This window comes from Blautia coccoides (assembly GCF_034355335.1).
Classification (GTDB): Bacteria; Bacillota; Clostridia; order Lachnospirales; family Lachnospiraceae; genus Blautia; species Blautia producta.
This window is the reverse complement of the sequence record NZ_CP136422.1, coordinates 2,393,398-2,419,069: the sequence shown is the minus strand read 5'-3', so window position 1 is coordinate 2,419,069 and position 25,672 is coordinate 2,393,398. Positions and strand designations below refer to the sequence as shown.

Here is a 25,672-nt window from a genome sequence, read left to right as displayed (position 1 = left end):
TCAGCCTTCCTTCACCAGGACCTTCAGAATTTCTCCGATGTACATTGTATGATAATCTTTTTCAGGGTACCATTTCTCATCATTTTGAGGCTCGTCAAAGTTTTCCGGGAAAATGTCTCCATGATACAGCTTTTTGCAGACAAAGACCAGACTGGCCTCCTCAAAAGCCGGAGTCCCCTCGAAAAAGCAGGTGGTAAGACCAGCCTCTGCAATTTTATCTCTGTCACGTCCTGATACACTGCCGCACAGACTCAGGGCTTTTCTGTACTCCTCCGGAAAAAAGGAGATGGTAAATGTGTCATTTGCATCCACAAATTCTTTGGTATAGCGCTGGGGACGGATATAGGCGGTCACCACATCCTTCCCCCAGATCACACCCACGCCGCCCCAGCTCGCAGTCATGGTATTGCATTTTTCCTCTGTACCCGCTGTGATCAGCATCCATTCTTTTCCTATTTTCGTGAATGGATTGAATTGTAATTCCTCTGCTTTTACTTCTTTGAATGCCATAGTCGTTCCTTCCTTTCTGCTTTCCTATAATCTGCCGTACAATTTTGTCATATGCCAGATTTTCCCTTTTAATGCATCAGAAAATGCATTTTTGCTCATTCTCCACTTCCAATTGTCGCCTAATGTAGAGGGTGTATTAATCCTGGCTTCACTGCCAAACCCCAGATAATCCTGCACCGGTATGATACAGGTGTCTGCCACACTGCGCATGGCCAGGCTGATCAGATCCCAGTGCTGTTCCTCCTTTGGTGTATGGAAGCTGTTCATGTATCTGAGGGCTACATCCCTGTCCCAGTCAGTCAAATGTTCATACCAGCCCACAGTGGTGTCATTGTCATGGGTTCCTGTGTATACCACACAGTTTCTGTCATATTTGTAAGTAAGATAATCACTGTTCTCACTGGTGTCAAAGGCAAACTGCAATACCTTCATGCCCGGGTACCCGCTGTCGCGCAGAAGCTTATATACCGTCTCTGTGAGAAATCCCAAATCTTCGGCAATGATATTCCGCTCTCCCAGCTCTTCTTTCATGGTGTTGAACAGATCCATACCGGGACCCTTTTCCCAATGGCCGTTCTGTGCCGTCTCATCTCCATAGGGGATAGAATAATACTCGTCAAATCCTCTGAAATGGTCGATCCTCACAATATCAAAGAGTTTGAAGCAGTGGGCGATCCTGCGCATCCACCATCCGTAGTGCATTCTCTTGTGATAATCCCAGCGGTACAGGGGATTGCCCCAGAGCTGGCCGGTGGCTGAAAACCCATCCGGCGGACAGCCTGCCACCGCCACAGGCAGGTTATTCTCATCGAGCTGGAACAGCTCCGGATTCGCCCAGGTGTCGGCACTGTCAAAGGCCACATAGATAGGAATATCTCCTACGATCTGGATTCCTTTTTCATGTGCATAATTCTTCACATTCTTCCACTGCTCAAAAAACTCAAACTGCAGATACTGGTAAAAAATAATGTCCTCGCGCAGCTCATCCTGATATCTCTTCAGGGCGGCCGGTTCCCTCAGGCGCACGTCCTCATCCCACAAGATCCAGCTTTTACCGCCGAACTTATTTTTCACAGCCATATAGAGGGCATAGTCATCCAGCCAGTGATTATTTTCCACACAGAAGGTGAGAAAATTGCCGTCAGACAGGATCCTGCTCCTCTCAAAAGCCTTCCGAAGAAGCGGGAAACGGCTCTCATATATCTTCCCATAATCAATATAGGAGGGATGGTCTCCCCAGTCGCAGGCATCACACTCCTCCTCCGTGAGCCAGCCTTTTCCGATCAGAACCTTCAAATCAATGAAATAAGGATTGCCTGCAAAAGTGGAAAAGGACTGGTAGGGAGAATCCCCGTAGCTGGTAGGACCCAGCGGCAGTATCTGCCAGAGTCTCTGACCCGTATCTTTTAAAAGGTCAATAAACTCATATGCCTCCTTAGAAAATGCTCCAATGCCGTATGGAGACGGCAGACTGGCTATTGGCAGCAGCATTCCACTTCTTCTCATATCACTATTCCTCTTCCTTGCCGTTTTTATAGTCAATTTTTATCAGGGTAAGCCCCCGCGCCGGAGCGGTAGGGCCGGCTGCCTTCCTGTCCCTGGCAGCCAGTATTTCCTGCATTTTTTCCGGCGGATAAGCTCCGCCACCGATCTCCATCAGCGTACCTGCAAGAATCCGCACCATATTGTATAAAAATCCACTGCCTGTGACGCGTATGGTGATCAGGTCATTCTCACGTGTCACTGTAAAGCGGTGAATGGTCCTGACCGTTGTCTTTACCTGCGCTCCTGCGCCGCAGAAGCTTTTAAAATCATGTTCACCCAACAGATACTCTCCTGCCCGCCTCATTTTCTCTACATCCATGGGGATATAGGTAAAATGGGAATAAAACCGCTCTGTGGGCACGGGAAATCTTCTGTTCAGGATCCGGTATTCATAGGTCTTTTCACTGACCTGGTATCTGGGATGAAAATCCCCGCTGACCTCCCTGGACATCTGGATACGGATATCTTCCGGAAGACGCTGGTTCAGCGCGTACGATATCTTTTCTCCCGGCATCCTGGCATTGGTGTCAAACACCGCCACATTTCCCAGGGCATGCACGCCTGCATCTGTCCTGCTTGCCCCTATGGTCTCCACCGGTTCCTTAAGCAGCTCTGACAGATGGCGGTTCAAAACCTCCTGTACTGTGATTCCGTTTGGCTGTACCTGCCAGCCGCAGTAATTGGTGCCGTCGTAGGCCACTTCCATCATAACACGTTTCATAAGGGACCTCCTATACAAGCACGCGGATCACAATATCCGCTGCCAGATACAGGAAAATACACACATAAGCTGAGACATCTCTGCTGTGGTATCTGAGAGGCTTCATGGAAGTCCTGTTCTCACCGCCGTGATAGCAGCGTGCCTCCATAGCCATCGCCAGATCATCTGCTCTTCTGAACGCGGAGATAAAGAGGGGGACCAGAAGCGGCAGCAGATTCTTTGCCTTCTGGATCAGATTTCCATTTTCAAAATCAGCGCCTCTGGCGATCTGCGCCTTCATGATCTTATCTGTCTCCTCCATGAGGATAGGTATGAACCTGAGGGCAATAGACATCATCATGGCAATCTCATGAACGGGGATCCTGATCTTATTCAGGGGTCTCATAAGCCTTTCCAGCCCGTCTGTAAGCTGGTTGGGCGTTGTGGTCAGGGTCATGACCGAGGAGCCAATCACCAGATAGATCAGCCGGATACCAATTTTTACAGCCTGCAGAATACCTTCCTGGGTGATCTTAAAGATCCAGAACTGCCACAGCACCCTGCCCGGTACGAGAAACAGGTTAAATCCAACCGTGATCAGCAGAATGAAAAAAAGCGGTTTCAGCCCTTTCAACATAAACTTTACAGGAACCTTTGACATGGTGATGATCGCTGCCAGAAATGCTGTTGCCAGCAGATACCCCCAGAAGGAATCAGCCACAAAAAGGGAGACCAGAAACATGATGGTTCCTACAAACTTTACACGTGGGTCCAGCCTGTGGAGAAGGGAATCCGCAGGGTAATATTGTCCGATCGTTATATCTCTTATCATTTGTCCAATCTCTCCAGTGCCTGTATTATACTTGTCTTAGCCTCCTCCACTGTTGTGGCTGAGGTGTCCACATGCAGCCCGCGTTCCCTAAGCGCGTGCATGATATATGTGATCTGAGGCGCCGCAAGCCCCATGGCCTCCAGCTCCTTATAGTGGGAAAAAACTTCTCTTGGTATGCCGTCAAATGCCTTTTCGCCTTTGTTCATCACGATCATGCGCTCCACATATTTTGCAATATCCTCCATACTGTGGGATACCAGGATCACGGTAATTCCCCTGAGGCTATGCAGGGAGGCGATCTGATCCAGGATCTCATCCCGGCCCTTGGGGTCAAGCCCCGCTGTAGGCTCATCCAGAATCAGCACTTCCGGCTCCATGGCCAGGACACCTGCAATCGCAGCCCGCCGCTTCTGCCCACCTGACAGTTCAAAAGGAGAGCTTTTATAATATTTTTCGGAAAGCCCTGCCTGGGTCAGCGCCCTGACAGCCCTCTCCTGGGCTTCCTCTTTGGAAAAGCCCAGATTCTTCGGCCCGAAGCAGACATCCTCAAGAACCTCCGCCTCAAAAAGCTGGTGCTCCGGATACTGGAATACCAGCCCCACTTTGCTGCGCAGCTTCTGTCTGTCATATTTTTCCGCCCATATATCCTGGCCGTTATAGAAAACAGTGCCCGATGTGGGTTTCATAAGACCATTAAAATGCTGTATCAGTGTGGACTTCCCGCTGCCTGTATGTCCGATAATGCCCATGAACTGGCCGTCGGGTATCTCTATATCCACATCCTTTAAGGCATGCATCTCATAGACGGTTCCCGGACTGTATGTGTATGTGATATGCTCTAATTTTATTGACATAATGCGTTCACCAATTCCTCTGTTGTCAGAATTCCCGCAGGTATCTTCACCCCTGCCTGTTTCAGCTCATAAGCCAAAAGTGTTACCTGGGGCACATCCAGGCGGTAGGATTTTAATTCATCCACCCTGGAAAAGACCTCCCTGGGGGTTCCCTGCATCACCACTTTTCCCTGGTCCATGACAAACACCGTATCCGCGTTCACCACTTCTTCCATATAATGGGTGATCAGGATCACCGTGATGCCTTCCTTTTCATTCAGCTCCTTAACCGCACGGAGTACCTCTTTTCTGCCGTTCGGATCCAGCATGGCGGTAGGCTCATCCAAAACAATGCATTTCGGATGCATAGCCAGGACACCGGCTATGGCAACCCTCTGCTTCTGTCCGCCTGACAGCTTATTGGGGGAGTGATGACGGCAGGCAGTCATTCCCACTGTCTCCAGGCTTTCATTCACCCGCTGCCAGATATCCTCCGTGGGGATTCCCATGTTCTCAGGGCCGAATCCCACGTCCTCCTCCACTACGGTGCCGATGATCTGGTTGTCGGGGTTCTGGAAAACCATGCCGGCCTTCTGACGGATCTTCCAGATTTCCTCTTCCTCCATGGTATTCACACCATCCAGCCACAGCGCACCCTCCGTAGGAAACAAAAGGGCATTGATATGCTTTGCCAGAGTGGACTTTCCCGAGCCGTTGTGTCCCAAAACAGCAATAAACTGTCCTTCTGAAATGTCCAGCTCCACGTTGTCCAGCGCCCTGTATGTACCCTCCACATGGCCGCTTTCATCGTATTTATAATAGTCATGAACCAGTTTAATGGCTTTAACAATTCCCATTTTATATCCTTTCCATTGTACCTGATTTATAAGGATCCAGTCAACCGGATAATTACAGATATCTGCCTGTCAAATTTTTCAGCCACAGGGCCGTTTTTCTATTCACTGCAGGTATATCTGTAAACCTCCATATCCTCGCAGTCATCCTCCAGGCGGTAGTCGATTCTGGAAAATCCCAGCTTACGCGCCAGCTTTTTGGAGGCCAGGTTGGCACTGCGTATCCTGCAGTACAGATACACAGCCCCTCTCTTCTTTGCCTCCTCTAGAATACCGCGGCAGGCTTCATAGGCGAAGCCTTTACCTCTGTGTTTTTCATCGATCAGATATCCCAATTCCACCACAGAGCTGTTGTGGTTCCAAATCTTCGGCTCCACACCGGCGCGGCCCACGATCACTCCGCTCTCCTTCTCCTCCAGTACCCAGTAGCCCATGTCACACATCTCATACATGTATTTGCGGTATGAAGGGAATGCCTCCAGCTCTTCTTCCAGGCTCTTTGCCATCCCTTCTGCAGTGTCAGGCGTTCCCTGGCTTGTAATTTCCATCATTTTAGGGATATCCTGCTCAGACATTTCACGGATCCGAAGTCTTTCTGTCTCACACACCACTGCGGGGAGATGCCTGCCGTGGCAGTATACCTTCTCTAAAAAGCTTCCGTCAATCTCTTCATATCCCTCTATCACCATATCCGCCGGGCTTAGGTCCTGCTTTCCTGAGTCGGGATTAAAGTAGGCGACACAAACGATCCCCGCTGCCTTTGCAGCCCTGCATCCGTTGCCGGAGTCCTCCAGTATCAGGCACTCCTCGGCAGTAAGCCCCATCTGGCTTGCCGCTTCCAGAAATACATCAGGTGCCGGTTTCGGATTTTTTACCTGTTCCCCGCTCACCAGGATGTCAAAATACCCGTTGATCCCCAGGCTTGTCACCACCTGCCGGATATAGGCAATCGGCGAGGAGGACGCGATGGCCAGACGGTACCCCCGGTCCTTCAGCCGTTTCAGAAGCTCGGGTACGCCTTCGATCATGGGAAAGCCTTCCTCCTCGATGACTTTCTCCTTGATCTGCTGCATGGACTTTACCAGTTCCCTGTCCTCCCTGGAAATCCCGTAATTATCGTGCAATATATCCATTAAAAAACCATTTGTGGAACCGATACATGGTTTGTAAATTTCGTAGTCCAGTTCAATCCCCCGTGCCGCAAGCGCCTGTTTCCAGACTCTGTAATGGACCGGCTCACTATTGATGAGCACGCCATCCATGTCGAAAATAATTCCTTTTAACATACTATCTCCCTTTTAACGGAACTTTACCCTGTGTTTTTAAAGATGTAAAAAAACAGGGAGCGCCGCTGTCAAAGCGACACTCCCTCGTATCTCTACACGGTTCTACGCCGGCTCAAACAGCAAACTTTCCGCCAGCTCCCAGATTTCCTCTCTTCCCTGCTTTGTCTCAGCCGAGAACGGGATCACCGCTGTACCCGGGCGCAGTGCCAGCCCTTCTTTCAGGGCTTTTACATGCTTAGGTACCTGGCTTCTCTTTAATTTGTCCACTTTTGTTGCTATGATAATCGGCTCATATCCGTTGTGCACAATCCAGTCATACATGGTTTTATCGTTAGCAGATGGGTCATGGCGGATATCGATCAGAAGAAATACTGCTCTCAATTCTCCTGTATTCTGCAGATATCTCTCAATGAGCTTTCCCCACTGTTCCTTTACTGCCTGGGCCACTTTTGCATACCCGTATCCCGGCAGATCCACCAGATATAACGCATCATTCACATTATAAAAATTTATAGTCTGTGTCTTTCCGGGGGATGCGCTGGTCCTTGCCAGGGATTTCCTGTTCATAAGCGCATTGATCAGGGAAGACTTCCCCACGTTGGATTTCCCCGCAAATGCAATGTGCGGCAGCTCCGTTTTGGGAAGCGTGCTTGTCACACCGCATACAATATCCAATGATACATTTTTAATTACCATCTTTCATCCTCCGAATATGGTTTCAGACAAAAGCCTGCGCCAGCACTTCTTCCATGGTGCTGACAAACGTAATCGTTAGGCCGTCTGTGATCTCTTGTTCCATTTCCTCAATATCCGGTCTGTTCTCCGCCGGGACCAGCACATTTTCAATACCGGCACTCTTGGCCGCCAGAAGTTTTTCCTTCAGGCCTCCGATGGGCAGAACTCTGCCCCGAAGGGTGATCTCACCGGTCATGGCAAGATTTGCCTTCACCGGGGTTCCTGTCACTGCGGAGAGCATGGCCGCAGCCATGGTGATTCCCGCAGAAGGACCGTCTTTTGGGACAGCTCCCTCAGGAATGTGGATATGTAGATCATGTTCCTGGAAAAATTCCGGTTTGATATTATATTTATCCGCAATGGAACGGATGTAGCTTATGCCTGTCTGGGCTGACTCTTTCATCACGTCCCCTAACTGTCCTGTCAGCATGAACTCGCCTTTGCCGGGCATGAGGTTCACCTCGATCTGAAGAGTGTCACCGCCCACACTGGTCCATGCCAGTCCGCGGACGATTCCGATCTCATCCGAATTGTTCTTCCTCTGATAGGTGAATTTTGCTCTGCCAAGAAACTCTTCCAGATTCTCTGTGCTCACAGTAACGGATTCCTGCTTATCCTCCAGGATCCGCCTGGCGGTTTTCCGGCATATTTCACCGATCTTACGCTCCAGCTCCCTGACACCGGCTTCTTTTGTATAACCGGTGATCATCTCCCGCAGGGCTTCATCCTCTAAGATGAGCTGTCCTTCTTTCAGACCATGGATCTTCATCTGCTTTGGAACCAGGTGTTCACGGCCAATATGCCACTTTTCATTTTCTGTATAGCTGCTCACCTCAATGATCTCCATACGGTCCAGCAGGGGCCTCGGTATGGTCTGCAGGTCATTGGCTGTGGCAATAAACAGTACCTCTGACAGATCCAGAGGGATCTCCACATAGTGATCCCTGAACTTGTTGTTCTGCTCAGAATCCAGAACCTCTAAAAGTGCAGATGAGGTGTCGCCTTTATAATCACTGCTGACTTTGTCGATCTCATCCAGAAGCATCAGCGGGTTCTTAACCCCTGCCTGCATCAGCCCATTGGCGATCCTGCCCGGCATGGCACCGATATAAGTTCTTCTATGACCGCGGATCTCAGCCTCATCCCGCACACCGCCCAGACAGATACGGACATACTCCTTGTGAAGCGCCCGCGCCACGGACTTGGCAATGGATGTCTTGCCTGTTCCGGGAGGCCCTACCAGACAGAGAATGGGGCTTTCACCCTTTTTGGTGAGTGTGCGCACCGCCAGAAATTCCATGATGCGTTCCTTCACCTTTTCAAGTCCGTAGTGGTCTGTTTCCAGGACTTTGTTGGCCTCTTTCAGATTCTTATTATCCCTGGTCATCTTATCCCAGGGCAGAGAGAGAAGTGTCTCGATATAACTGCGCATCACACTGGACTCAGCCTGACTGCCTCCAGTGTTTTTGAAGCGCTCCACTTCTTTTATTATCTTCTCTTTTACTTCCCGGGAAGCCTTCAGCTTTTTTGCCTCCTCGCGGAACTGGTCCGCCTCAGAGCGGGTGTCGTCTTCCCCCAGTTCTTCCCGGATCACTTTGAGCTGTTCCCTGAGGATATATTCCCTCTGGTTCTTATCCACCCGTTCTTTTACCTTGCTCTGCAGCTCGGCACCGATCTCCAGAACCTCTATTTCATTGGTGAGTATGATACCCAGCGCTTCATAGCGTTCTTCCAGTGTCACAGCTTCTAAAACCTTCTGTCTGTCCTCATATTTCATAGGCAGATGTATGGATATCTGGTCAATGACCTTGCCCACATCGTCAAGCTCCAGGATCTGACCAGCCAGTTCTTTGCTCATCTTGGGATTCACACTGCAGTATTTGACAAATATCTCCTTAATGCCGCGGAGCATGGCTTCCCCCACACTCTCTTCCACATGATTCAGCTCCTCCTCATCAAATGTAGCCGCCTCAGCATTCAGATAGTATTCGCTTTCCGTAAAACGGAGGAGTTCTGCCCGCTCCATTCCCTCTACCAGGACACGGACTATATTTTTCGGCAGTTTCACAAGCTGCTTTATCTCCGCAACAGTTCCGATTTTATATAAATCCTCCTGCGCCGGGTCCTCCACGGCAGGATCTTTCTGGGTGATCAGAAGTACCCGCTGGTCCTGCATCATAGCTTTCTCAATAGCCTGTATGGACTTTTCCCTGCTCACGTCAAAATGGACGATCATGTCAGGAAGGATAGTTGTACCTCTAAGGGCGATGGCTGGCAGATTATAAATTATGTCACTCATTCCCGCGCCTCCTTAATCTCTGTGCATATTTATGCAGTTTCCGGTGTCCCCCTCTTGCGCCCGCCTTTATTTCTCCTTGTAGGCGGCTGCATTTCCCCATGTTCAATTAAGGCCTGACCCTTTCCTTCTACCAACTCTTTTGTGATCTTGCAGGAGCGGATGGTCTCATCCGAAGGTGCCGTGTACATAAGATCCATCATGGTATTCTCCATAATAGCGCGCAGTCCTCTGGCTCCTGTTTTTCTTTCCATAGACTTTTTGGCAATGGCTATCAGGGCATCATCATCAAAGTCCAGGTCCACGCCGTCAATCTCAAAAAGTCTCTTATATTGTCTGATAAGTGAATTTCTCGGCTCTTTTAAAATCTTAACCAAGGCTTCCTCATCCAGGGCATCTAAGGATACCACTACGGGAACACGGCCCACAAACTCCGGTATCATACCGAATTTAACCAGATCCTGAGGCATTACCTCTTTCAGGATCTCTCCCACATTTCTGTCTTTTCTGTCTGTCACCACAGCATTGAATCCAATGGCTTTGGTATCCATCCTGTTTTCGATTATCTTGTTGAGTCCCTCAAAGGCACCGCCGCAGATAAAGAGGATATTTGTGGTGTCAATCTGCAGGAATTCCTGATGGGGATGCTTTCTTCCTCCCTGAGGCGGAACACTGGCAACAGTGCCTTCCAGGATTTTCAGCAGTGCCTGCTGAACACCCTCCCCTGATACATCTCTTGTGATGGATGCATTTTCTGATTTCCTTGTGATCTTATCAATCTCATCAATGTAAATAATGCCGTACTGTGCACGGTCAATATCATAATCGGCAGCCTGAATGATCTTCAGCAGTATATTCTCCACATCCTCGCCCACGTAACCGGCTTCTGTCAGAGTTGTGGCATCTGCAATCGCAAAAGGCACATTTAAAAGCCTGGCCAGGGTCTGCGCCAGCAATGTCTTGCCGGAACCGGTTGGGCCAAGCATAAGGATATTGCTCTTCTGAAGTTCAATATCGGAATCTTTTCCGGCCATAACGCGCTTATAGTGATTGTAAACGGCTACAGACAGCACTTTTTTTGCCTCATCCTGTCCGATCACATAGTCATCCAGAAATGTCTTGATCTCCTGTGGTTTCAGCAGATTGATCTCTCCGTTGCCGTCCTCCGTATACCCTGCACTGTCCTCATCTATGATCTCTGCGCAGATTTCCACACATTCATCACAGATGTAAGTACCGCTGGGTCCTGCAATCAGTTTCCGTACCTGTTCTTCTGTCTTTCCGCAGAAAGAGCAGCGGATCTTGGGCTCGTTTCCTTTTATCGCCATTCTTCTATTCCTTTCTTGTTTTCCGTATTAATGCCGAAAGACCCCCGCAGCAAACACCGCAGGAGTCTTATCATTCGTTCTTACCTGTGCTCGATCACACTGTCAATCAGACCATAAGCCTTTGCCTCTTCCGCGGACATATAATAATCTCTTTCCGTATCTCTGGCAATGACTTCAAAAGGCTGACCTGTGTTGGCGGCCAGAGTCTCATTCAGTTTCTTCTTTGTCTTCAAGATCATGTCGGCAACAATCTGAATTTCCGTAGCCTGTCCTTTTGCGCCGCCAGACGGCTGATGGATCATGATCTCCGCATTGGGAAGCGCAAATCTTTTTCCTTTTGCTCCGCCTGCCAGCAGAAATGCACCCATGCTCGCAGCCATACCAATGCAGATCGTGGAAACATCACATTTAATGTAATGCATGGTATCATAGATAGCCCATCCTGCTGTCACAGAACCGCCCGGACTGTTGATATACAGATGAATATCCTTTCCCGGGTCTTCTGATTCCAGGAATAAAAGCTGTGCCACAGTCAGACTGGCTGTTGTGTCATTAACTTCCTCACCCAGAAAAATAATCCTATCCTTTAACAGCCTGGAGTAGATATCATAACTCCTCTCTCCTCTGCTGTTCTGTTCAATGACGTATGGTACTAAACTCATGAAACTCCTCCTATTCTGTCACACGGGCCTGAGAAACGAACCTTTTGCTCGTTACTCCTCTGTCTTTTCCACTACTTCTGTCACTTTTGCAGCGTCAGCCACTAAGGTAACAGCTTCCTGAACAGCGATATCTTTCTTCATCTGCTCTTTCTCGTAGTCGCCCATTAATTCTTTTAATTTATCGGCTTCCATTTTGTACATTTCAGCCATTTTTGCGATTTCTTCGTCTACTTTTTCATCGGTAACCTGGATGTTCTCAACTTCAGCGACCTTCTCCAGTACCAGACGGCTCTGGATCCTCTTCAGTGCCTGAGGTCTCATCTGCTCCTGGATCTTGGCATTGTCAAGACCGGTGAACTGATAATACTGGTCAATGGATAATCCCTGAGACTGCAGTCTTCTTACGAAGTCATCCACTAACTGACGGATCTGGTTCTGAACCATTGCTTCCGGAATGTCCATCTGGGCATTCTCAATGATAGCATCCACTACTTTGTCTTCTTTTTCACGTTTTGCAACGTCTTCTTTGCGCTCTTTCAGTTTCTGCGCAATATCTTTTTTGTACTCTTCCAGAGTGTCAAACTCAGATACATCTTTTGCGAATTCGTCATCCAACTCAGGAAGCTCTTTTACTTTGATCGCTTTCACACTGCATTTGAATACGGCAGCTTTGCCAGCCAGATCATTTGCATGGTAATCTTCCGGGAAAGTCACATTGACTTCTTTTTCCTCACCGATCACAGCGCCCACTAACTGCTCTTCAAATCCGGGGATGAAAGAGTTGGAGCCAATGGTCAGAGGATAATCTGTGCCTTTTCCGCCTTCAAATGCCTCTCCGTCTACAAATCCCTCGAAGTCAAGAGTGATCATATCGCCGTTTTCCACTGCTCTGTCGTCCACGTCGATGGTTCTGGAGTTGTTCTCCTGCTCTTTTTTCAGCTCGCCTGCGATTTCTTCTTCTGTCACTTCTGCTTTGGCAACCTCTACCTCTACACCTTTGTATTCTCCCAGAGTCACTTCAGGTTTTACAGCTACTTCCGCTGTGAAGATGAAAGGTTTGCCTTTTTCAATCTGTACCACGTCGATTTCCGGCTGGGATACAATATCCAGGCCGCACTCATCTGCTGCCTTGGGATACTCAGACTGGATCAGCGCATTGGCTGCATCTTCATAGAAGATGCCTGCTCCGTACATTTTCTCGATCATCGCAAGGGGAGCTTTTCCTTTACGGAAGCCCGGAATGCTGACTTTATTTTTGTTTTTCTGGTAAGCAGCCTGTATTGCTTTTTCAAAATCTTCAGCGGAAGCCTCAATAGTAAGCTTCGCCATGTTCTTCTCTAAGTTTTCTACCTGTACGCTCATTTTAAATGATTCCTCCTTGAATTCTATATGTATTCATGCATTCCTGCCCAAAACGGACACTTTATCATACTTACAGTCATTATCACAGTATAGCACAAGGAGTTTAAAAATACCAGCATTTTTTTATGAAACAATGGATTTTTTGATCTGACGGGCCTTCACCTCTCCCTCCAACTGGGAAATCAGTTCCAGCGCAAAGGAAATGGCGGTTCCCACGCCTCTACTGGTAGTGATATTCCCATCCTTTACCACCGGGTCTGTAAAGACCTGGGCGCCCTCCAGCTTCTCCTCAAATCCGGGATAACAGGCTGCCTTTTTGTTCTTTAAGATTCCAAGGCCGCCCAGGACACTGGGCGCTGCGCAGATCGCAGCCACTTTTCTGTCCGATGCGGCAAAGCTCTGCAACAGCTCTGCAAGCCTCTGATGCTCTCCCAGATGAACGGTTCCCGGCATACCTCCGGGCAGAACCAGCAGATCCACTGTGCTGTAGTCCACATCATCAAAAAATACATCTGCTTTTATCTCAATCCCATGGGAACCGGTCACGCTCAGATTGTCGGAAATGGATACCATGAGCACCTCTTCCCCGGCTCTTCTCAAAAGATCGACCACAGTCAGACCTTCCACTTCCTCAAAACCATCTGCGGTAAACACACAAACTTTTGCCATATAAGTACCTCCCTGTCATAAAATCAAACACGTATAAAATCCTGTATACCTGCTTATTATACCATAGGAATGACGGTTAATTCTAAAACTTCCGTTTCTTTTTTATAAAATATATGTTATACATTAATATAGAAGAAGGAGGTCATGCAGAAATGGAAATAGAAAGAAAATTTCTTATTAAAGAACTGCCCGGAGATCTGGATAACTATCCCTGCCACAGGATCGAGCAGGCTTATCTGAACACGAACCCGGTTGTCCGCATACGAAGACAGGATGACACATATATCCTCACCTATAAAGGGGAAGGACATATGGTGCGGGAGGAGTATAATCTCCCCTTGAATAAAGCGTCCTATTGTCATCTGAAAGAAAAGGCGGACGGCATCGTCCTCTCAAAATCCAGATATCTGCTGCCCCTTGACGGGGGGCTTACCATTGAACTTGATGTATTTCAGGCTCCCTATGAGGGGCTTTACCTGGCAGAAGTGGAGTTTCCGGATGTGGAGTCAGCCAATTCTTTCACACCGCCCTGCTGGTTCGGTGAGGAAGTCACTTTTTCATCCAGATACCACAACAGTTCCCTTTCATCAGGAACAGACAGGCCGCAGTGATGCGGGCCTGTCTGCTGCAAGATCACTCTTCACCGAGGCTTTTCATGATTTTGTGCCAGGTATCCTCCCGGCGCTTCTCAATCTCCTCTTCCAGTGCTTCTTCCCCTTTTCTTGTTTTCTCCAGTCTCTTAGTATATGCCCTTGGAATCTTATAGAGCAGCTTTCCCCAAAACCGCAGAAATGTATTACCGCTGTCCAGCAGCCATACGCTGATTTCAAAAATATAGTCCATATGCGACCTCTTCTGTCTCGGCCAAGCAGCATGCATGCGCTTTTTTGCCTTTTCTTATATTTTAACAGCAGTTTGCATTTCTTGCAATGAGAAATATTGCTAATCCCCGTCAAGACATTGCCTATTTTCTACAGTTCCCTGGTTTTTTTCACACATGCGCGGATACAGTCCGTCACAGCGCTCCGCATGCCCTTGCGCTCCAGGACACCAACCCCTTCGATGGTGGTTCCTGCCGGTGAGCACACCATATCCTTGAGTTCACCAGGGTGCATGCCTGTCTCAAGGACCATTTTCGCACTGCCCAGCACAGCCTGTGCCGCAAACTCATAGGCTTTTTTTCTGGGCATCCCTTCAGCCACGGCACCGTCCGCCATCGCCTCAATGAACATGAAAACAAAAGCCGGAGAGCTTCCGCTGACAGCCCCCACTACATCCAGCATCGGTTCTGACACCACCTCTGCTCTTCCGAAGGAGCGGAGCAGCACCAGGGCATCCTCCAGCTCACTTTCCTCCACCAGAGCATTTTTGCAGACTCCTGTGATCCCTTCACCTACCAGGGCAGGTGTGTTCGGCATAGTGCGGATGATCTTCTTATCACTGCCTATGCGTTCCTCCAGCCAGTCCATAGTCTTGCCCGCTGCAATGGAGATAATCAACTGGCTGCTGCAAAGCACATCTTTTATCTCAGCGATCACCTCTTCCAGAAACTGCGGCTTCACAGCTAGAAATACAATATCGGATGTTTCTGCTGTTTTCCTGTTGTCTGTGCCGCAGGCAATCCCCAGTTTTTCCTTTATCTTAGCTGCAGATTCCTCTGACTTTGTGGATGCTGTGATATCCTCCCTGCCTGCAATCTCTTTCTCCAAAATGCCGCCTATAATGGCAGAAGCCATATTGCCGCATCCAATAAATCCAAGTTTCATCTGTTATCCTCCTCATTTTACCTTTTCCTGTAACTGTTCAGTCCCCTTATAGTTACCTTTTCCTACTCATTATCCTCTGTTGCACCTGTTTTTTCAAGTGTCGTACATATATTTTTTCAATTCCCCGCATATTTTTAAACATAATGCATGTAAAATCCCCGGAGGTCTGTCTATGCAGCAATCATTTAAAGTCTTTACCGTAATCGGCATCCTGTTCACCATCATACTTGGTTCCCTGTCCCACTTCTTTTATGGGTGGTCCGGTAATTTTTTCCTGGTAGGATTTTTCAGTCCCGTAAACGAGAGCGTATGGGAGCATCTGAAACTGTTGTTTTTCCCGGCACTTCTCTTTATGCTGACAGAGCAGCGCCTGCTCTCTTACCGCTGTCCGGACCTGCTGTGTAAAAACCTCATAGGACTATACGCAGGACTGCTGTCCATACCCGCACTCTTTTATGCATACACCCTGTTCACCAAAAAGAGCTATCTGTGGGCTGATATCCTTATCTTTATTCTCAGCGTTTTTATCACCTACCTGCTGTCCTACACCCTGTGCAGGAAAAAGCTCCCAGCTCTTTTGTGCCGCATCAGCCGGACAGCCCTCTATATTCTCTTGTCCGCCTTCGCCATAATTTCCATCTTCTTTATGCTGTAAAAATGTAACTGTCCGGCTGCCATTTTTCTGTCTCCCCTGTACTTTTTCTCATTCTTGTATTATGATATTGTTATTCTGACAAAGGAGAAAAAGATATGAGTAATGAAATGTTTTCTGTGTACCACTGCAAATCCTGCAATAAGATAGAGGTGACACAATACATATCTCCACAACAGATGGAGGAATTCGGCCTAACCGCTGAAGAACTTCTTCCCATCTGCCCTGTTACCGGCAGCTCTGATCTGGATGAACTGGGACAGATGACAGAAAAGGAACTGCGTCATTTTGCCTACAGTGATGTGGAGGGCGTAAAGGAATATCTGAAAAACAGAGAAAAGAAAACTCCCAGGCTCTGATCTTGGAGGTACCACAAAAAGAGGGGATACCCGCGTGAATATCATGCGGATGTCCCCTCTTTTCATACGGTTCAGCATTCACTTTTCAGCTTACGGGAGCCTAAAAGCTTCCAGACTTTGTTCTTCTTGACCCTATGGACGATATGGCAGGTATTCCCGCATTTCATACACTGTCCAATATATTCATATACAAGTACGTCCTCTCTTTTCAGCCTCAGGCCATAGGTTTCATTCAGACATGACCTGCAGTATCCCAATCCATGTATTCTTTCGTTTCTCGTCATTTTCACTCCTGCTCCCTATATTTTAATAATATCTTAATGAATCCAATATTTCTTTTCATAATATCAGATACAATACGATATTTCAAGACAGATTACGTATTAAAAACGATATTCTTGAACATAGTATCGTGTAGAATATCATATATAGGTGGTGAAAATATGCACAGCGAGAATACTTTTGAAGAAAACAATTATGAAGATTTGTTTTATGACCGTCTTACGCAGCTCAGGTCAGCGAAGAAGGTCTCAGCAAGAGACATGAGCCTTTCCATCGGCCAGAATCCAGGTTATATCAACGGACTGGAAAATAAAAAAGGACTTCCCTCCATGACTGTATTTTTCTATATCTGTGATTACCTGAATGTTACACCAAAAGAATTTTTTGATGAGAGTATTGTCTGTCCTGAACAATTTAAGAACCTTTATCAGGACATGAAGGAACTGAACCATGATGACCAGCAGCTCTTATGGGCTTTGACCAAACGTCTGCAAAAATAAAATACAAAATGCCGCGGACTGCAGTTATATCACAATACTGCAGCCCGCGGCATTTTTTACTTCTTACGGCTTTTTTACCGGGTGTGCTGATCCAAGTCCTGTTTATTTTCCAACATCTGTCTTTCATTCTTCTTTCTGTACTCATTGGGAGACATGGATGTCATTCTGCGAAAAGCCTGGGAAAAATAGGATTGGGAAGAATATCCGACCATACCTGATATTTTTGTGACCGGATAATTTGTTGTCTCTAAAAGATGCATAGCCTCTGACAGCCGTTTTTGGGTGAGATAGCCAATGGGGGAAATCCCCTTGTAGGCTTTAAACGCATGCACCAGATAGTATTTGTTGATATGGGCCAGAAGACTCAAAGACTCCAGGGTGATCTCCTCAAAGTAATGCTCATTGATGTACTGTTCCACAAAACGGCACTCCTTGGTGACTTTTTTCGGCGGTGCAGCCAGAATGTTCTGACGGGTATATCTGGTAATATAGAGGAGCAGCAGTTCCAAAAGCTTCTGGCAGACTGCCCCGCTGTCTGGCTCTTCCAGACGCGCCTCCGAAGCCATCTGTATGAGGCAGTCTGATATCCTAGATTGGCTCTGTCCCAGAACGTGGATACTGTAATCATAAGGTCCCTTCTTCTCCTGTGAATGAAACTGCAGTCCTTCAATGCCCAGGGCAATGTATTCCCAGGGACTTATCTTATTTCCCAGCTCTGTATGGGAAACACCGGGGTTTACTAACACCAAATCTCTTTCCCGCACAGGGACTCTTTTGTTGTCTATGATAAAACACCCCTCCCCCTTTGTTATAAAAAAAAGCTCCGCAAAATAATGGGAATGCTCCATGCTGTGCCAGTCCTTGTCAGACCTGGCGCATGTCACATACAAAAGCTGGACAGACAGTGACATAGGAGGAGGGTCCATGGAATATCTCTGGTTGCTCATATACAGTTTCTCCTGTTTTCTCTTTGTACCTCCATTATAAAATTTTTCCCCCTTGGGAACAAGCCTGTTTTTAAAACAAATGGTACCGGAACATCTGACAAGCCTATTTCATACTGTATTATATGTCCCAAAGCACCAAAAAGCCTTTGGGAATATTTTCTTGTACCAAATAACAGGAGGGAACTATGAAAAAGATTTTATCCGTTTTACTCGCAGTCACACTCTGCGCTTCCATGTGCCTTACAGGCTGTCAGAAGTCAGAAAAGAGTGAAAAAGATTCCAAAGATTCCGGAACGGAAAAAGAGCTGGTGGATGTAAAATTAAACGAGGTTGCCCACTCTATCTTCTACGCGCCTCAGTATGTGGCCATCGAGGAGGGCTACTTTACAAAAGAGGGTATCCGTTTAGAGTGCGTGACCGGTTTTGGCGCCGACAAAACCATGACGGCGGTCCTCTCCGGGGATGCAGATATCGGTTTTATGGGAGCAGAGGCCTCCGTATATGCCTACCAGGAAGGAGCCAATGACGCTGTTGTCAACTTCGCACAGCTTACTCAGCGGGCGGGAAACTTCCTGGTAGCCAGAAAAGAGATGCCTGATTTCAAATGGAGTGATCTGAAAGGCAAAGATATTTTAGGAGGGCGTGCAGGCGGTATGCCGGAAATGGTATTTGAATATATCCTGAAGCAGAACGGACTTGACCCGCAGAAGGATATGAACATTGACCAGAGTATTGATTTTGGTTCCACTGCTGCTGCTTTTTCCGGGGGCCAGGGAGACTTTACGGTAGAATTCGAGCCAAGTGCCACAGCCCTTGAAAAGGAAGGCGCCGGCTATGTGGTGGCCTCCTGTGGTGTGGATTCCGGTTATGTCCCCTATACGGCTTACAGTGCCAAAAAAAGTTTCATGGAAAAAAATCCGGAGATCGTTCAGGGATTTGTCAATGCCCTGCAAAAGGGTATGGACTATGTGAACAGCCACTCCGCTGAAGAAATCGCCAAGATCATAAAACCTCAATTCAAGGAAAACGATCTGGATACCATCACCACCATCGTAAAACGTTATAAGGACCAGGACACCTGGAAGGATAACCTTGTCTTTGAAAAGGAGAGTTTTGAGCTTCTTCAGGATATCCTGGACAGTGCAGGTGAATTAAAAGCAAGAGTAGACTACTCTAACCTTGTAGTCACGGATTACGCAGAGAACGCAAAAAAATAAGCCGTATCAGTTTAGAACTGATATCATGATTTTCAGAATACGTGTTTCTTTAAAAAACCTGTAAAATACTGCCATCTTTTTTAATCAGCCTATTGCAATATCGTTTTCAATCTGATATTATACCAGTATATCACTTTTTATGTCTGATACCTGTAAAAAGTGGTGTAAAATCCTTTGAACTTCTTGCTGAAAAAGCAGTTGTGTTGCCGGCATCTTCACTGGCGCTCAACTGTTTTTTCGCTTTTTATGAGGTTATCCCTGCCAGATGTAACGCGAAATGCCGTTTTTCTGCGCGAACTGCTGTGCCAAACTGCCGAAAACCTGCTAAAATTATTTTATCGCTTTTTATTAAGATTTTATTAAAACGCAGATTTAAGATTACATAATTACAGAAAGTTGGGATATGAATGACTAAAAACGAAAAAATCCATGAATTGGAATATTGCAGAACTTGTTTGAATGAAGTATATCATCTGAATTTAAATAGAAATGACGTGATGGTATATGAATATCTTGGCACATGCAATCACTGCCACAAAACCTGCAAAATCGTTCACAGGGTAAAGCGAAATAAACTGTGGAAAATCATGCTGTCCCGAAAATTAAAAAGCGAATAACAATCCTTTAAACTTCTTGCTGTAAAAGCGGTGATACAGTCAGCATCTTCACTGATTGTACCGCCGCTTTTACGTCTCTGCTTCTTATTATTGATCAGATTTCATACCATATGATCTCATTAGCCTCCAGATGCAGGGCAAAGCTGCTTCCATCGCCTTTATACACTACGGTATCCTGGGGTTCATACGTATTGTTGACCACGCAGTATTTTCCGTTTTTCACATACGCATGGACTTCCACATTATAATTCTCGGAAAACCACTTGTGCAGGTTCTCCTCATCGTGGGATGACCAGAGGATCGCCCGATAGAGAAGCCTGCTGTTCTCAAAGCTGTAGGGAAGTCCGCTGATGTATACGCTTCTTCCATCTCCGAAATCATTGGCCGCAAGCTGCACTTCCTTATCTGTCTGCTTAATGATGGTAGTTTCCGGGAACGCAAAGATACTCTTCTGTCCCTCGCCAAAGTCTACATCCCCTCTGCAGTCCTCTGTGATAAAGTGTTCATGCTCCTCCCAGTTGTATTTGTCCACATTCAGAGTGAATCCGTTTTCTTTTTCCACTCCCATCACACCGGAGAGCTGGAAGTAACGGCCTTCTCTCTGGCAGGCTGTGGGTTCTCCCACTCCGATAAATCCGCCGCCTTCGTATACGAAGCGCTTCACCGCTGTGAGGATTTTCTCATCCGCCCAGTTCTCCCCTCCGGAATACGCAGTGTAGGCACCCCCTACGTTGAGAATAACATCAATATCTTTCAGGATGTCCGGATTCTCTCTGATATCATCAAAACTGATGAATTTCACATCAAAGGGAGCACCGCTGAGTGCCTCGATGATACCGGCATAAGAATAATTCTGTTTGTAGTAGATGGCATGGTGTACCATATGATTGCCCCATGCACGCATTTTACCCCAGCTATTCAGCACTGCCACACGTTTTACACAGTAAGGTGTGGTCCCTTTTATGTTGTTGTACAGTGTCCTGAATTCCTGGCATACACTCTCCACATAGTCAATAAAATCCGGGAACTGCATGGCCAGCTTCAGATATCCGCCGTATCCAATACGGTCAATGGGCTTTCTCAGGATAGCTCTCCTGGCTGTCACCCAGTTTACCTTTGCCTCCTTCACCGGATCACCGCCTTCGTGGAAAGTATCCGGGAAGAAATAGGGAAGGAAGCGTCCCTCTGTATAGCTGACGCCCTCAATATCACTGATCAGACGCAGCGTGGAACCATTTCCCACACTCCCCACTACAGCGTCCAGTCCAATAGTCTGAAACTCATCCATGAACGGTTCGGTTCCGATCCAATGATCACCCAGGAACATCATGGCTTCTTTGCCGCACTCATGTGTGATATCCACCATCTCTTTTGCCAGCTTTGCAACTTCCCGTCTCTGGAATCTCTGGAAATCCTTAAACTCTTTTGAGGGGATGCGGTATGTGTTGTTCATATATCCCTGGTCAATGATATACTCCGGACGGAATTTATATCCCACCTCAGCCTCAAACTGTTCCAGAATATACGGACTTACCGACGCGGAATATCCATACCAGTCCACATACTTTTCCCTTGCCAGTTCGTCAAAGATAAGAGTAAACTGGTGGAAAAATGTGGTGTAACGGATAACATCAATATGAGGATTATCCTGTATATATTTACGCAGCCTCTCCATGGAAAATTTATGGGTCTTGGGCTGACGCACATCAAAGGTGATCTGCTTTTCCACGTCCTTCCAGTCATTTGTCACTGCATTATACATATGTACCGGGTCCCACATGATATAGGCAAGAAAGCTCACGGTATAGTCATGGAAAGGTACTGTGTCATGGATCGTCACATCCCCTGTCTCTTCACTGTATTCCCACTGTGCCGGCAAAACCACTTCCCCGGATGTACGGTCAATAACTTCCCACCAGCGGGTGATATCATCTCTAGAATTCACCTTCAGCATATCCGGATACAGATGATCCATCAGATGGATACTCAGCTCGCTGCCCGGTGCATTGCAGAAAGGTGTCATGATATACATCTGCTGGATCTCATCCGGATTGGCTTTTGCCCATGCGTTGTCTTTCCTAGTCGTATAATAGGTAGAATAAACTTTTGCATCCACATCACGAAGCTGGGCAGGGTAATCTGTGCCGTCACAGTCACGGATGGCATCTGCCCCCCACCGCTTCACAAGTTCCAATGTCTCCGGAACTACATCCACATCTGTGGGAATTGTAACCCGCCCCTTCATTTCTGCTCTTTCGCTCATAAGAATCTCCTTTCATCCGGTAAAAATTTCAACTTTTTTCTTTCCGGCAGACTGCTTTTGCATCCCTCCGGAACTCTCGAATTACTATCTATAGCATACGCAAATTTTCATCATAAGTCTATCGCCTTCTTGCTCACAATATTATATATATTGCTTTTTTACCATTTATTCAAACAATAAAGAGGAGGTGTATATCTCCTGTCCTTACATTTTTGCAGCAAAACAGGTGTACAGAATCTTGATAAAATTCTGTACACCTGCTGTTATTTCCCACTTCTTCAGGCAATGGGCTTATTTATCATTTTTATCACAACCAGTACGATGAGCATGAGAAGTATCGCTATAGGAAGGGCGATCCAGGCTGTCTGCACAAAGCCTGCAATTATGTAGGATATAAAGCTTACCGCTGCCGCTGTTATAGCATAGGGAAGCTGTGTGGAGACATGGTTCACATGGTCACACTGCGCTCCGGCCGACGCCATGATGGTAGTGTCTGAGATTGGAGAGCAGTGGTCACCGCAAACAGCTCCTGCCATACAGGCGGAAATGGAAATGATCATGAGCTGTGGATTGGAATTTGCAAACACTGAAACCACAATAGGAATCAGAATACCAAAGGTTCCCCATGAAGTTCCTGTGGCAAACGCCAGACCGCATCCAACTAAAAAGATAATAGCCGGAAGCAGGTTCATAAATCCGGACGCCCCTGACTGCACCAGATTTCCCACATACTCTGCCGCACCCAGACTGTCTGTCATGGCCTTCAGCGTCCATGCAAAGGTAAGGATCAGAATAGCCGGAACCATTGCTTTGAATCCCTCCGGGATGCATGCCATACATTCCCTGAAAGAGAGTACCCGGCGTGCAATGTATAAGATCACAGTGATCACAAGTCCGAAAAAGCTGCCAAGAGCCAGGCCTACCGATGCATCGCTCTGGGAAAAGGCCTCTACAAACCCGGCTCCCTCGAAGAAGCCTCCGGTATAGATCATGCCGATAACGCAGCAGATCACAAGGCACAAAATGGGGATGACAAGGTCGATCACTTTCCCCTTCATGTTCTCTTTCTCCGTCTCTGCACTGGCATAAGGACGACCCGGTGTGGTATACAGATCCCCCTGCATTGCATTTTTCTCATGCACTGCCATGGAACCGAATTCCACTTTCATCAGTACCATTCCCACCATCATGACAATTGTGAGAAGCGCATAAAAGTTATAGGGAATGGCTCTCACAAAAAGAGAAAGGCCATCCTCTCCCTCCACAAACCCGCTGACTGCGGCAGCCCATGAAGAGATGGGAGCAATAATGCAGACCGGAGCAGCTGTGGCATCAATGAGATATGCCAGCTTTGCCCTGGAAATCTGCTGTTTGTCCGTAACAGGACGCATTACACTGCCCACGGTGAGACAGTTGAAATAATCATCAATAAAGATCAGCACACCCAATAAGATCGTGGCTAACTGCGCGCCCACACGGCTTTTGATATGTTCGCCTGCCCAGCGGCCAAATGCAGCGGAACCTCCTGCATTATTCATAAGACATACCATGATTCCCAAAATGACAAGGAACACAAGAATACCTACATTGTAACTGTCGGAAAGCACGCTGATAATGCCTCCCTGGAAAATCTGTGTCACAGTTCCCTCAAAGGAAAAATTGGAATAGAACACAGCTCCCACTAAAATACCGATAAACAGAGAACTATATACCTCCTTGGTGATCAGTGCCAGCGCAATTGCCACAATAGGCGGCACCAAAGCCCAGAAAGTGGCATACATGTTCGGCTCATACGCAGCCTCACCCTCCCCGGCAAATACAGTGACGGCGCACAACAGCACCATAAGTGCCGCGGCCCCCCACATGGCCCATCTTCTTTTCCTGCTTCGCATAAGAAACTTCCTCTCTTTCTTTTTCCGGTTTCTGTTTTGTACTGCAGTGCTTTTTATTGCTCTTAAATAACAAAAAGCCATGAACGGCAATCCCTTACGGGAACGCGTTCATGGCAGCAAAATTTCTTTTCCTGTCCAAGATGATAGCGCTCCACTTCCAGTGACAGTACGACGCATCTTATGCGGCGTCCCAGAAACAGACACCCGGGCAGGTATCCATCCCTTCGGCAGTTTCCCCTTTCTTTCCGGCGGCCGCCCGGCCCTTTATGCGGAAATACTCTTGAAACCTGCACCTCTATCATTCTGCCGTTCCTGACAATCCGTCAGAAACCTTTTTTATACTCTTGTTATCATAACATTATCCTGTGAGAAATCCAAGTATTTTTTGACATTTTTCTGCCTAAAATTCTTTAAAATACAACGAATAAAGCAACGCGATAGGTGCTGCTGTACAAATACTACACTCTTAGCCTGTTGTGAACAACAGCATAAAGTCTGAATCATCGTAACAGTTCAGCCTGTCTGAACTGTTACGAATCATCTCAATTTACACTCTAAATATATAGAACATTGATCAGAAACATGATATAATAACTGTAAGAACAATGGATAACTGACACCCGACAGCTGCAGATTTTCCTAATAGGAGGGATGGATATGGCTAACCGTATTATAACGATCAACCGGATGTACGGCAGTAATGGAAGACTTATCGGAAAAGCGCTGGCAGAGCGGCTTGACATTCCGTTTTATGACAAAGAACTCATTACCCTGGCAAGTCAGGAAAATGATATTCCCCTGGAAGAACTGAGAAAAGTAGATGAAAAACGGGCAAACCAGTGGCATCTTCCCATCAAAGATGCCATGCAGATGGAACCCCAGTATCACTTTCAGCCAATGAATGATGTCCTTTATGAATCCCAGTCAAAGATCATCCATGACCTGTCAGAAAAAGGTGACTGCATTATCGCAGGTCGCTGCGCAGATCAGATTCTGGAAGGCAAATGTAAAAGCATCTTCATTTTTGCCCCCTTTGAATACAGGGTAAAGAACATCATGGAACGGATCGGCAGGGAAGAGCGCAGTGCTCGCTCCCTGGTGAAAAAAATGGATAAAAGAAGGCGCTCCTACTACGAATATTTTACAGATGCAAAGTGGCTGGATATGACCCACTATGACCTCTGTATAGACAGCAGCAAATTCTCCCAAAAGCATATTCTGGATATGCTGGAGGCGGTTTACAGAGATATGTGAGTGAAGAACGTTTAAGGGACATCGCAGGATGTCCCTTTTTCTACAGCCTGACAGAAACATAGGTTCCGTCATGGGCTGTGACATTTATGATCTCCAGGCCTTTGAACTGCCGCAGTACATGATAGCATTCCCGGTATGCCTGACGCAGGAACTTTTTATCTATGTCTTTTCCGTAAGGCGCCGGCAGAGCGTTTTGCATTTCCCGGACAGCACGCTCCGGAATGCAGGCTATGGCCACTCCCGCAAGCCTCAGAGGTATGGGAATAAAAAGGCGTACATCCTTGGAGCGAATAACAATCCTCATCTTCTCT

26 protein-coding genes and 1 riboswitch are annotated in these 25,672 nt (G+C 47.2%); of the genes, 6 read left to right on the top strand and 20 right to left on the bottom strand.

Annotated elements, in window-relative coordinates:
* From BLCOC_RS10670 to BLCOC_RS10610, 13 genes are all read right to left on the bottom strand, one after another.
* Positions 1–510, bottom strand: a complete 510-nt coding sequence (locus BLCOC_RS10670) for a flavin reductase family protein (RefSeq protein ID WP_029469600.1) — start codon at positions 508–510, stop codon at positions 1–3.
* A 24-nt stretch (positions 511–534) separates the two neighbouring features.
* On the bottom strand, positions 535–2,016 hold the full coding sequence (malQ, locus tag BLCOC_RS10665) for a 4-alpha-glucanotransferase (protein ID WP_029469601.1): 1,482 nt from the start codon (positions 2,014–2,016) through the stop codon (positions 535–537).
* Positions 2,017–2,020: 4 nt separating this feature from the next.
* A complete protein-coding gene (gene truA / locus BLCOC_RS10660) occupies positions 2,021–2,776 on the bottom strand; it encodes a tRNA pseudouridine(38-40) synthase TruA (protein ID WP_029469602.1) in 756 nt (251 codons plus the stop codon).
* A gap of 10 nt (positions 2,777–2,786) precedes the next feature.
* Positions 2,787–3,587, bottom strand: coding sequence for an energy-coupling factor transporter transmembrane component T family protein (locus tag BLCOC_RS10655; RefSeq protein ID WP_029469603.1), 801 nt, complete (start codon positions 3,585–3,587; stop codon positions 2,787–2,789).
* Positions 3,584–4,441 (bottom strand): energy-coupling factor transporter ATPase, encoded by an 858-nt coding sequence (locus BLCOC_RS10650; RefSeq protein ID WP_029469604.1) that lies wholly within the window; start codon positions 4,439–4,441, stop codon positions 3,584–3,586. The genes BLCOC_RS10655 and BLCOC_RS10650 overlap by 4 nt, the downstream gene beginning before the upstream one ends.
* The gene (locus BLCOC_RS10645) at positions 4,432–5,277 is read right to left on the bottom strand and encodes an energy-coupling factor transporter ATPase (protein WP_115625275.1); all 846 of its coding nucleotides are present in this window, start codon (positions 5,275–5,277) and stop codon (positions 4,432–4,434) included. The genes BLCOC_RS10650 and BLCOC_RS10645 overlap by 10 nt, the downstream gene beginning before the upstream one ends.
* 98 nt (positions 5,278–5,375) lie before the next feature.
* Positions 5,376–6,560 carry a GNAT family N-acetyltransferase gene (locus BLCOC_RS10640; RefSeq protein WP_029469605.1) on the bottom strand — a complete coding sequence of 395 codons (1,185 nt, stop codon included), beginning with the start codon at positions 6,558–6,560 and terminating at the stop codon, positions 5,376–5,378.
* Positions 6,561–6,662: 102 nt separating this feature from the next.
* Positions 6,663–7,256 carry a ribosome biogenesis GTP-binding protein YihA/YsxC gene (yihA, locus tag BLCOC_RS10635; RefSeq protein WP_018596677.1) on the bottom strand — a complete coding sequence of 198 codons (594 nt, stop codon included), beginning with the start codon at positions 7,254–7,256 and terminating at the stop codon, positions 6,663–6,665.
* Positions 7,257–7,278: 22 nt separating this feature from the next.
* Positions 7,279–9,594 carry an endopeptidase La gene (gene lon / locus BLCOC_RS10630; protein WP_115625274.1) on the bottom strand — a complete coding sequence of 772 codons (2,316 nt, stop codon included), beginning with the start codon at positions 9,592–9,594 and terminating at the stop codon, positions 7,279–7,281.
* A 29-nt stretch (positions 9,595–9,623) separates the two neighbouring features.
* Entirely contained in the window at positions 9,624–10,919 is a 1,296-nt protein-coding gene (gene clpX, locus BLCOC_RS10625) for an ATP-dependent Clp protease ATP-binding subunit ClpX (protein ID WP_029469607.1), read from the bottom strand.
* An 80-nt stretch (positions 10,920–10,999) separates the two neighbouring features.
* On the bottom strand, positions 11,000–11,581 hold the full coding sequence (clpP, locus tag BLCOC_RS10620) for an ATP-dependent Clp endopeptidase proteolytic subunit ClpP (protein ID WP_018596674.1): 582 nt from the start codon (positions 11,579–11,581) through the stop codon (positions 11,000–11,002).
* A gap of 51 nt (positions 11,582–11,632) precedes the next feature.
* Complete coding sequence (gene tig / locus BLCOC_RS10615) at positions 11,633–12,943, bottom strand: trigger factor (RefSeq protein WP_115625273.1); 1,311 nt, start codon at positions 12,941–12,943, stop codon at positions 11,633–11,635.
* 123 nt (positions 12,944–13,066) lie between these two features.
* Complete coding sequence (locus BLCOC_RS10610) at positions 13,067–13,612, bottom strand: DJ-1 family glyoxalase III (RefSeq protein WP_115625272.1); 546 nt, start codon at positions 13,610–13,612, stop codon at positions 13,067–13,069.
* A gap of 152 nt (positions 13,613–13,764) precedes the next feature.
* On the opposite strand from BLCOC_RS10610, the gene BLCOC_RS10605 reads away from it, so the two are divergent.
* Positions 13,765–14,223 carry a CYTH domain-containing protein gene (locus tag BLCOC_RS10605; RefSeq protein WP_115625271.1) on the top strand — a complete coding sequence of 153 codons (459 nt, stop codon included), beginning with the start codon at positions 13,765–13,767 and terminating at the stop codon, positions 14,221–14,223.
* A gap of 22 nt (positions 14,224–14,245) precedes the next feature.
* On the opposite strand, the gene BLCOC_RS10600 is transcribed toward BLCOC_RS10605, so the two are convergent.
* Together BLCOC_RS10600 and proC are read right to left on the bottom strand one after the other, a co-directional pair.
* On the bottom strand, positions 14,246–14,455 hold the full coding sequence (locus BLCOC_RS10600) for a hypothetical protein (RefSeq protein WP_018596670.1): 210 nt from the start codon (positions 14,453–14,455) through the stop codon (positions 14,246–14,248).
* A 128-nt stretch (positions 14,456–14,583) separates the two neighbouring features.
* Positions 14,584–15,378, bottom strand: coding sequence for a pyrroline-5-carboxylate reductase (gene proC / locus BLCOC_RS10595; RefSeq protein ID WP_029469611.1), 795 nt, complete (start codon positions 15,376–15,378; stop codon positions 14,584–14,586).
* Positions 15,379–15,550: 172 nt separating this feature from the next.
* On the opposite strand from proC, the gene BLCOC_RS10590 reads away from it, so the two are divergent.
* Positions 15,551–16,033 (top strand): DUF6512 family protein, encoded by a 483-nt coding sequence (locus tag BLCOC_RS10590; RefSeq protein WP_029469612.1) that lies wholly within the window; start codon positions 15,551–15,553, stop codon positions 16,031–16,033.
* A gap of 95 nt (positions 16,034–16,128) precedes the next feature.
* On the top strand, positions 16,129–16,389 hold the full coding sequence (locus BLCOC_RS10585; protein WP_018596667.1) for a hypothetical protein: 261 nt from the start codon (positions 16,129–16,131) through the stop codon (positions 16,387–16,389).
* Between the two features lie 71 nt (positions 16,390–16,460).
* On the opposite strand, the gene BLCOC_RS10580 is transcribed toward BLCOC_RS10585, so the two are convergent.
* Positions 16,461–16,673 (bottom strand): hypothetical protein, encoded by a 213-nt coding sequence (locus tag BLCOC_RS10580; RefSeq protein WP_029469613.1) that lies wholly within the window; start codon positions 16,671–16,673, stop codon positions 16,461–16,463.
* 159 nt (positions 16,674–16,832) lie between these two features.
* Here BLCOC_RS10580 and BLCOC_RS10575 point away from each other — a divergent pair, with 159 nt between their 5' ends.
* Complete coding sequence (locus tag BLCOC_RS10575) at positions 16,833–17,171, top strand: helix-turn-helix domain-containing protein (protein WP_029469614.1); 339 nt, start codon at positions 16,833–16,835, stop codon at positions 17,169–17,171.
* A gap of 74 nt (positions 17,172–17,245) precedes the next feature.
* On the opposite strand, the gene BLCOC_RS10570 is transcribed toward BLCOC_RS10575, so the two are convergent.
* Positions 17,246–18,118: a helix-turn-helix transcriptional regulator gene (locus BLCOC_RS10570; protein ID WP_115625270.1), complete on the bottom strand. Its 873-nt coding sequence runs from the start codon at positions 18,116–18,118 to the stop codon at positions 17,246–17,248.
* Positions 18,119–18,303: 185 nt separating this feature from the next.
* Here BLCOC_RS10570 and BLCOC_RS10565 point away from each other — a divergent pair, with 185 nt between their 5' ends.
* Entirely contained in the window at positions 18,304–19,335 is a 1,032-nt protein-coding gene (locus BLCOC_RS10565) for an ABC transporter substrate-binding protein (protein WP_115625269.1), read from the top strand.
* Positions 19,336–20,046: 711 nt separating this feature from the next.
* Here BLCOC_RS10565 and gnpA read toward each other — a convergent pair.
* Both gnpA and BLCOC_RS10555 read right to left on the bottom strand, forming a co-directional pair.
* A complete protein-coding gene (gnpA, locus tag BLCOC_RS10560; protein WP_174717655.1) occupies positions 20,047–22,215 on the bottom strand; it encodes a 1,3-beta-galactosyl-N-acetylhexosamine phosphorylase in 2,169 nt (722 codons plus the stop codon).
* A 278-nt stretch (positions 22,216–22,493) separates the two neighbouring features.
* On the bottom strand, positions 22,494–24,107 hold the full coding sequence (locus BLCOC_RS10555; protein ID WP_029469618.1) for a Na+/H+ antiporter NhaC family protein: 1,614 nt from the start codon (positions 24,105–24,107) through the stop codon (positions 22,494–22,496).
* Between the two features lie 136 nt (positions 24,108–24,243).
* Positions 24,244–24,413: riboswitch (Lysine riboswitch) on the bottom strand.
* Between the two features lie 351 nt (positions 24,414–24,764).
* On the opposite strand from BLCOC_RS10555, the gene BLCOC_RS10550 reads away from it, so the two are divergent.
* The gene (locus BLCOC_RS10550) at positions 24,765–25,361 is read left to right on the top strand and encodes a cytidylate kinase-like family protein (protein ID WP_018594953.1); all 597 of its coding nucleotides are present in this window, start codon (positions 24,765–24,767) and stop codon (positions 25,359–25,361) included.
* A 40-nt stretch (positions 25,362–25,401) separates the two neighbouring features.
* Here BLCOC_RS10550 and BLCOC_RS10545 read toward each other — a convergent pair whose 3' ends face one another.
* Entirely contained in the window at positions 25,402–25,665 is a 264-nt protein-coding gene (locus BLCOC_RS10545) for a hypothetical protein (protein WP_018594954.1), read from the bottom strand.
* Between the last annotated feature and the right edge of the window lie 7 nt (positions 25,666–25,672).

Bases quoted from the DNA above. Each gene is read 5' to 3' on its own strand.
- clpX (WP_029469607.1), bottom strand. From the start codon at position 10,919: ATGGCGATAAAAGGAAACGAGCCCAAGATCCGCTGCTCTTTCTGCGGA.
- gnpA (WP_174717655.1), bottom strand. From the start codon at position 22,215: ATGAGCGAAAGAGCAGAAATGAAGGGGCGGGTTACAATTCCCACAGAT.
- BLCOC_RS10610 (WP_115625272.1), bottom strand. From the start codon at position 13,612: ATGGCAAAAGTTTGTGTGTTTACCGCAGATGGTTTTGAGGAAGTGGAA.
- BLCOC_RS10570 (WP_115625270.1), bottom strand. From the start codon at position 18,118: ATGAGCAACCAGAGATATTCCATGGACCCTCCTCCTATGTCACTGTCT.
- proC (WP_029469611.1), bottom strand. From the start codon at position 15,378: ATGAAACTTGGATTTATTGGATGCGGCAATATGGCTTCTGCCATTATA.
- BLCOC_RS10645 (WP_115625275.1), bottom strand. From the start codon at position 5,277: ATGGGAATTGTTAAAGCCATTAAACTGGTTCATGACTATTATAAATAC.
- BLCOC_RS10575 (WP_029469614.1), top strand. From the start codon at position 16,833: ATGCACAGCGAGAATACTTTTGAAGAAAACAATTATGAAGATTTGTTT.
- BLCOC_RS10605 (WP_115625271.1), top strand. From the start codon at position 13,765: ATGGAAATAGAAAGAAAATTTCTTATTAAAGAACTGCCCGGAGATCTG.
- BLCOC_RS10555 (WP_029469618.1), bottom strand. From the start codon at position 24,107: ATGCGAAGCAGGAAAAGAAGATGGGCCATGTGGGGGGCCGCGGCACTT.
- BLCOC_RS10590 (WP_029469612.1), top strand. From the start codon at position 15,551: ATGCAGCAATCATTTAAAGTCTTTACCGTAATCGGCATCCTGTTCACC.
- lon (WP_115625274.1), bottom strand. From the start codon at position 9,594: ATGAGTGACATAATTTATAATCTGCCAGCCATCGCCCTTAGAGGTACA.
- malQ (WP_029469601.1), bottom strand. From the start codon at position 2,016: ATGAGAAGAAGTGGAATGCTGCTGCCAATAGCCAGTCTGCCGTCTCCA.
- tig (WP_115625273.1), bottom strand. From the start codon at position 12,943: ATGAGCGTACAGGTAGAAAACTTAGAGAAGAACATGGCGAAGCTTACT.
- yihA (WP_018596677.1), bottom strand. From the start codon at position 7,256: ATGGTAATTAAAAATGTATCATTGGATATTGTATGCGGTGTGACAAGC.
- BLCOC_RS10655 (WP_029469603.1), bottom strand. From the start codon at position 3,587: ATGATAAGAGATATAACGATCGGACAATATTACCCTGCGGATTCCCTT.
- clpP (WP_018596674.1), bottom strand. From the start codon at position 11,581: ATGAGTTTAGTACCATACGTCATTGAACAGAACAGCAGAGGAGAGAGG.
- BLCOC_RS10565 (WP_115625269.1), top strand. From the start codon at position 18,304: ATGAAAAAGATTTTATCCGTTTTACTCGCAGTCACACTCTGCGCTTCC.
- truA (WP_029469602.1), bottom strand. From the start codon at position 2,776: ATGAAACGTGTTATGATGGAAGTGGCCTACGACGGCACCAATTACTGC.
- BLCOC_RS10580 (WP_029469613.1), bottom strand. From the start codon at position 16,673: ATGACGAGAAACGAAAGAATACATGGATTGGGATACTGCAGGTCATGT.
- BLCOC_RS10545 (WP_018594954.1), bottom strand. From the start codon at position 25,665: ATGAGGATTGTTATTCGCTCCAAGGATGTACGCCTTTTTATTCCCATA.
- BLCOC_RS10650 (WP_029469604.1), bottom strand. From the start codon at position 4,441: ATGTCAATAAAATTAGAGCATATCACATACACATACAGTCCGGGAACC.
- BLCOC_RS10640 (WP_029469605.1), bottom strand. From the start codon at position 6,560: ATGTTAAAAGGAATTATTTTCGACATGGATGGCGTGCTCATCAATAGT.
- BLCOC_RS10600 (WP_018596670.1), bottom strand. From the start codon at position 14,455: ATGGACTATATTTTTGAAATCAGCGTATGGCTGCTGGACAGCGGTAAT.
- BLCOC_RS10550 (WP_018594953.1), top strand. From the start codon at position 24,765: ATGGCTAACCGTATTATAACGATCAACCGGATGTACGGCAGTAATGGA.
- BLCOC_RS10585 (WP_018596667.1), top strand. From the start codon at position 16,129: ATGAGTAATGAAATGTTTTCTGTGTACCACTGCAAATCCTGCAATAAG.
- BLCOC_RS10670 (WP_029469600.1), bottom strand. From the start codon at position 510: ATGGCATTCAAAGAAGTAAAAGCAGAGGAATTACAATTCAATCCATTC.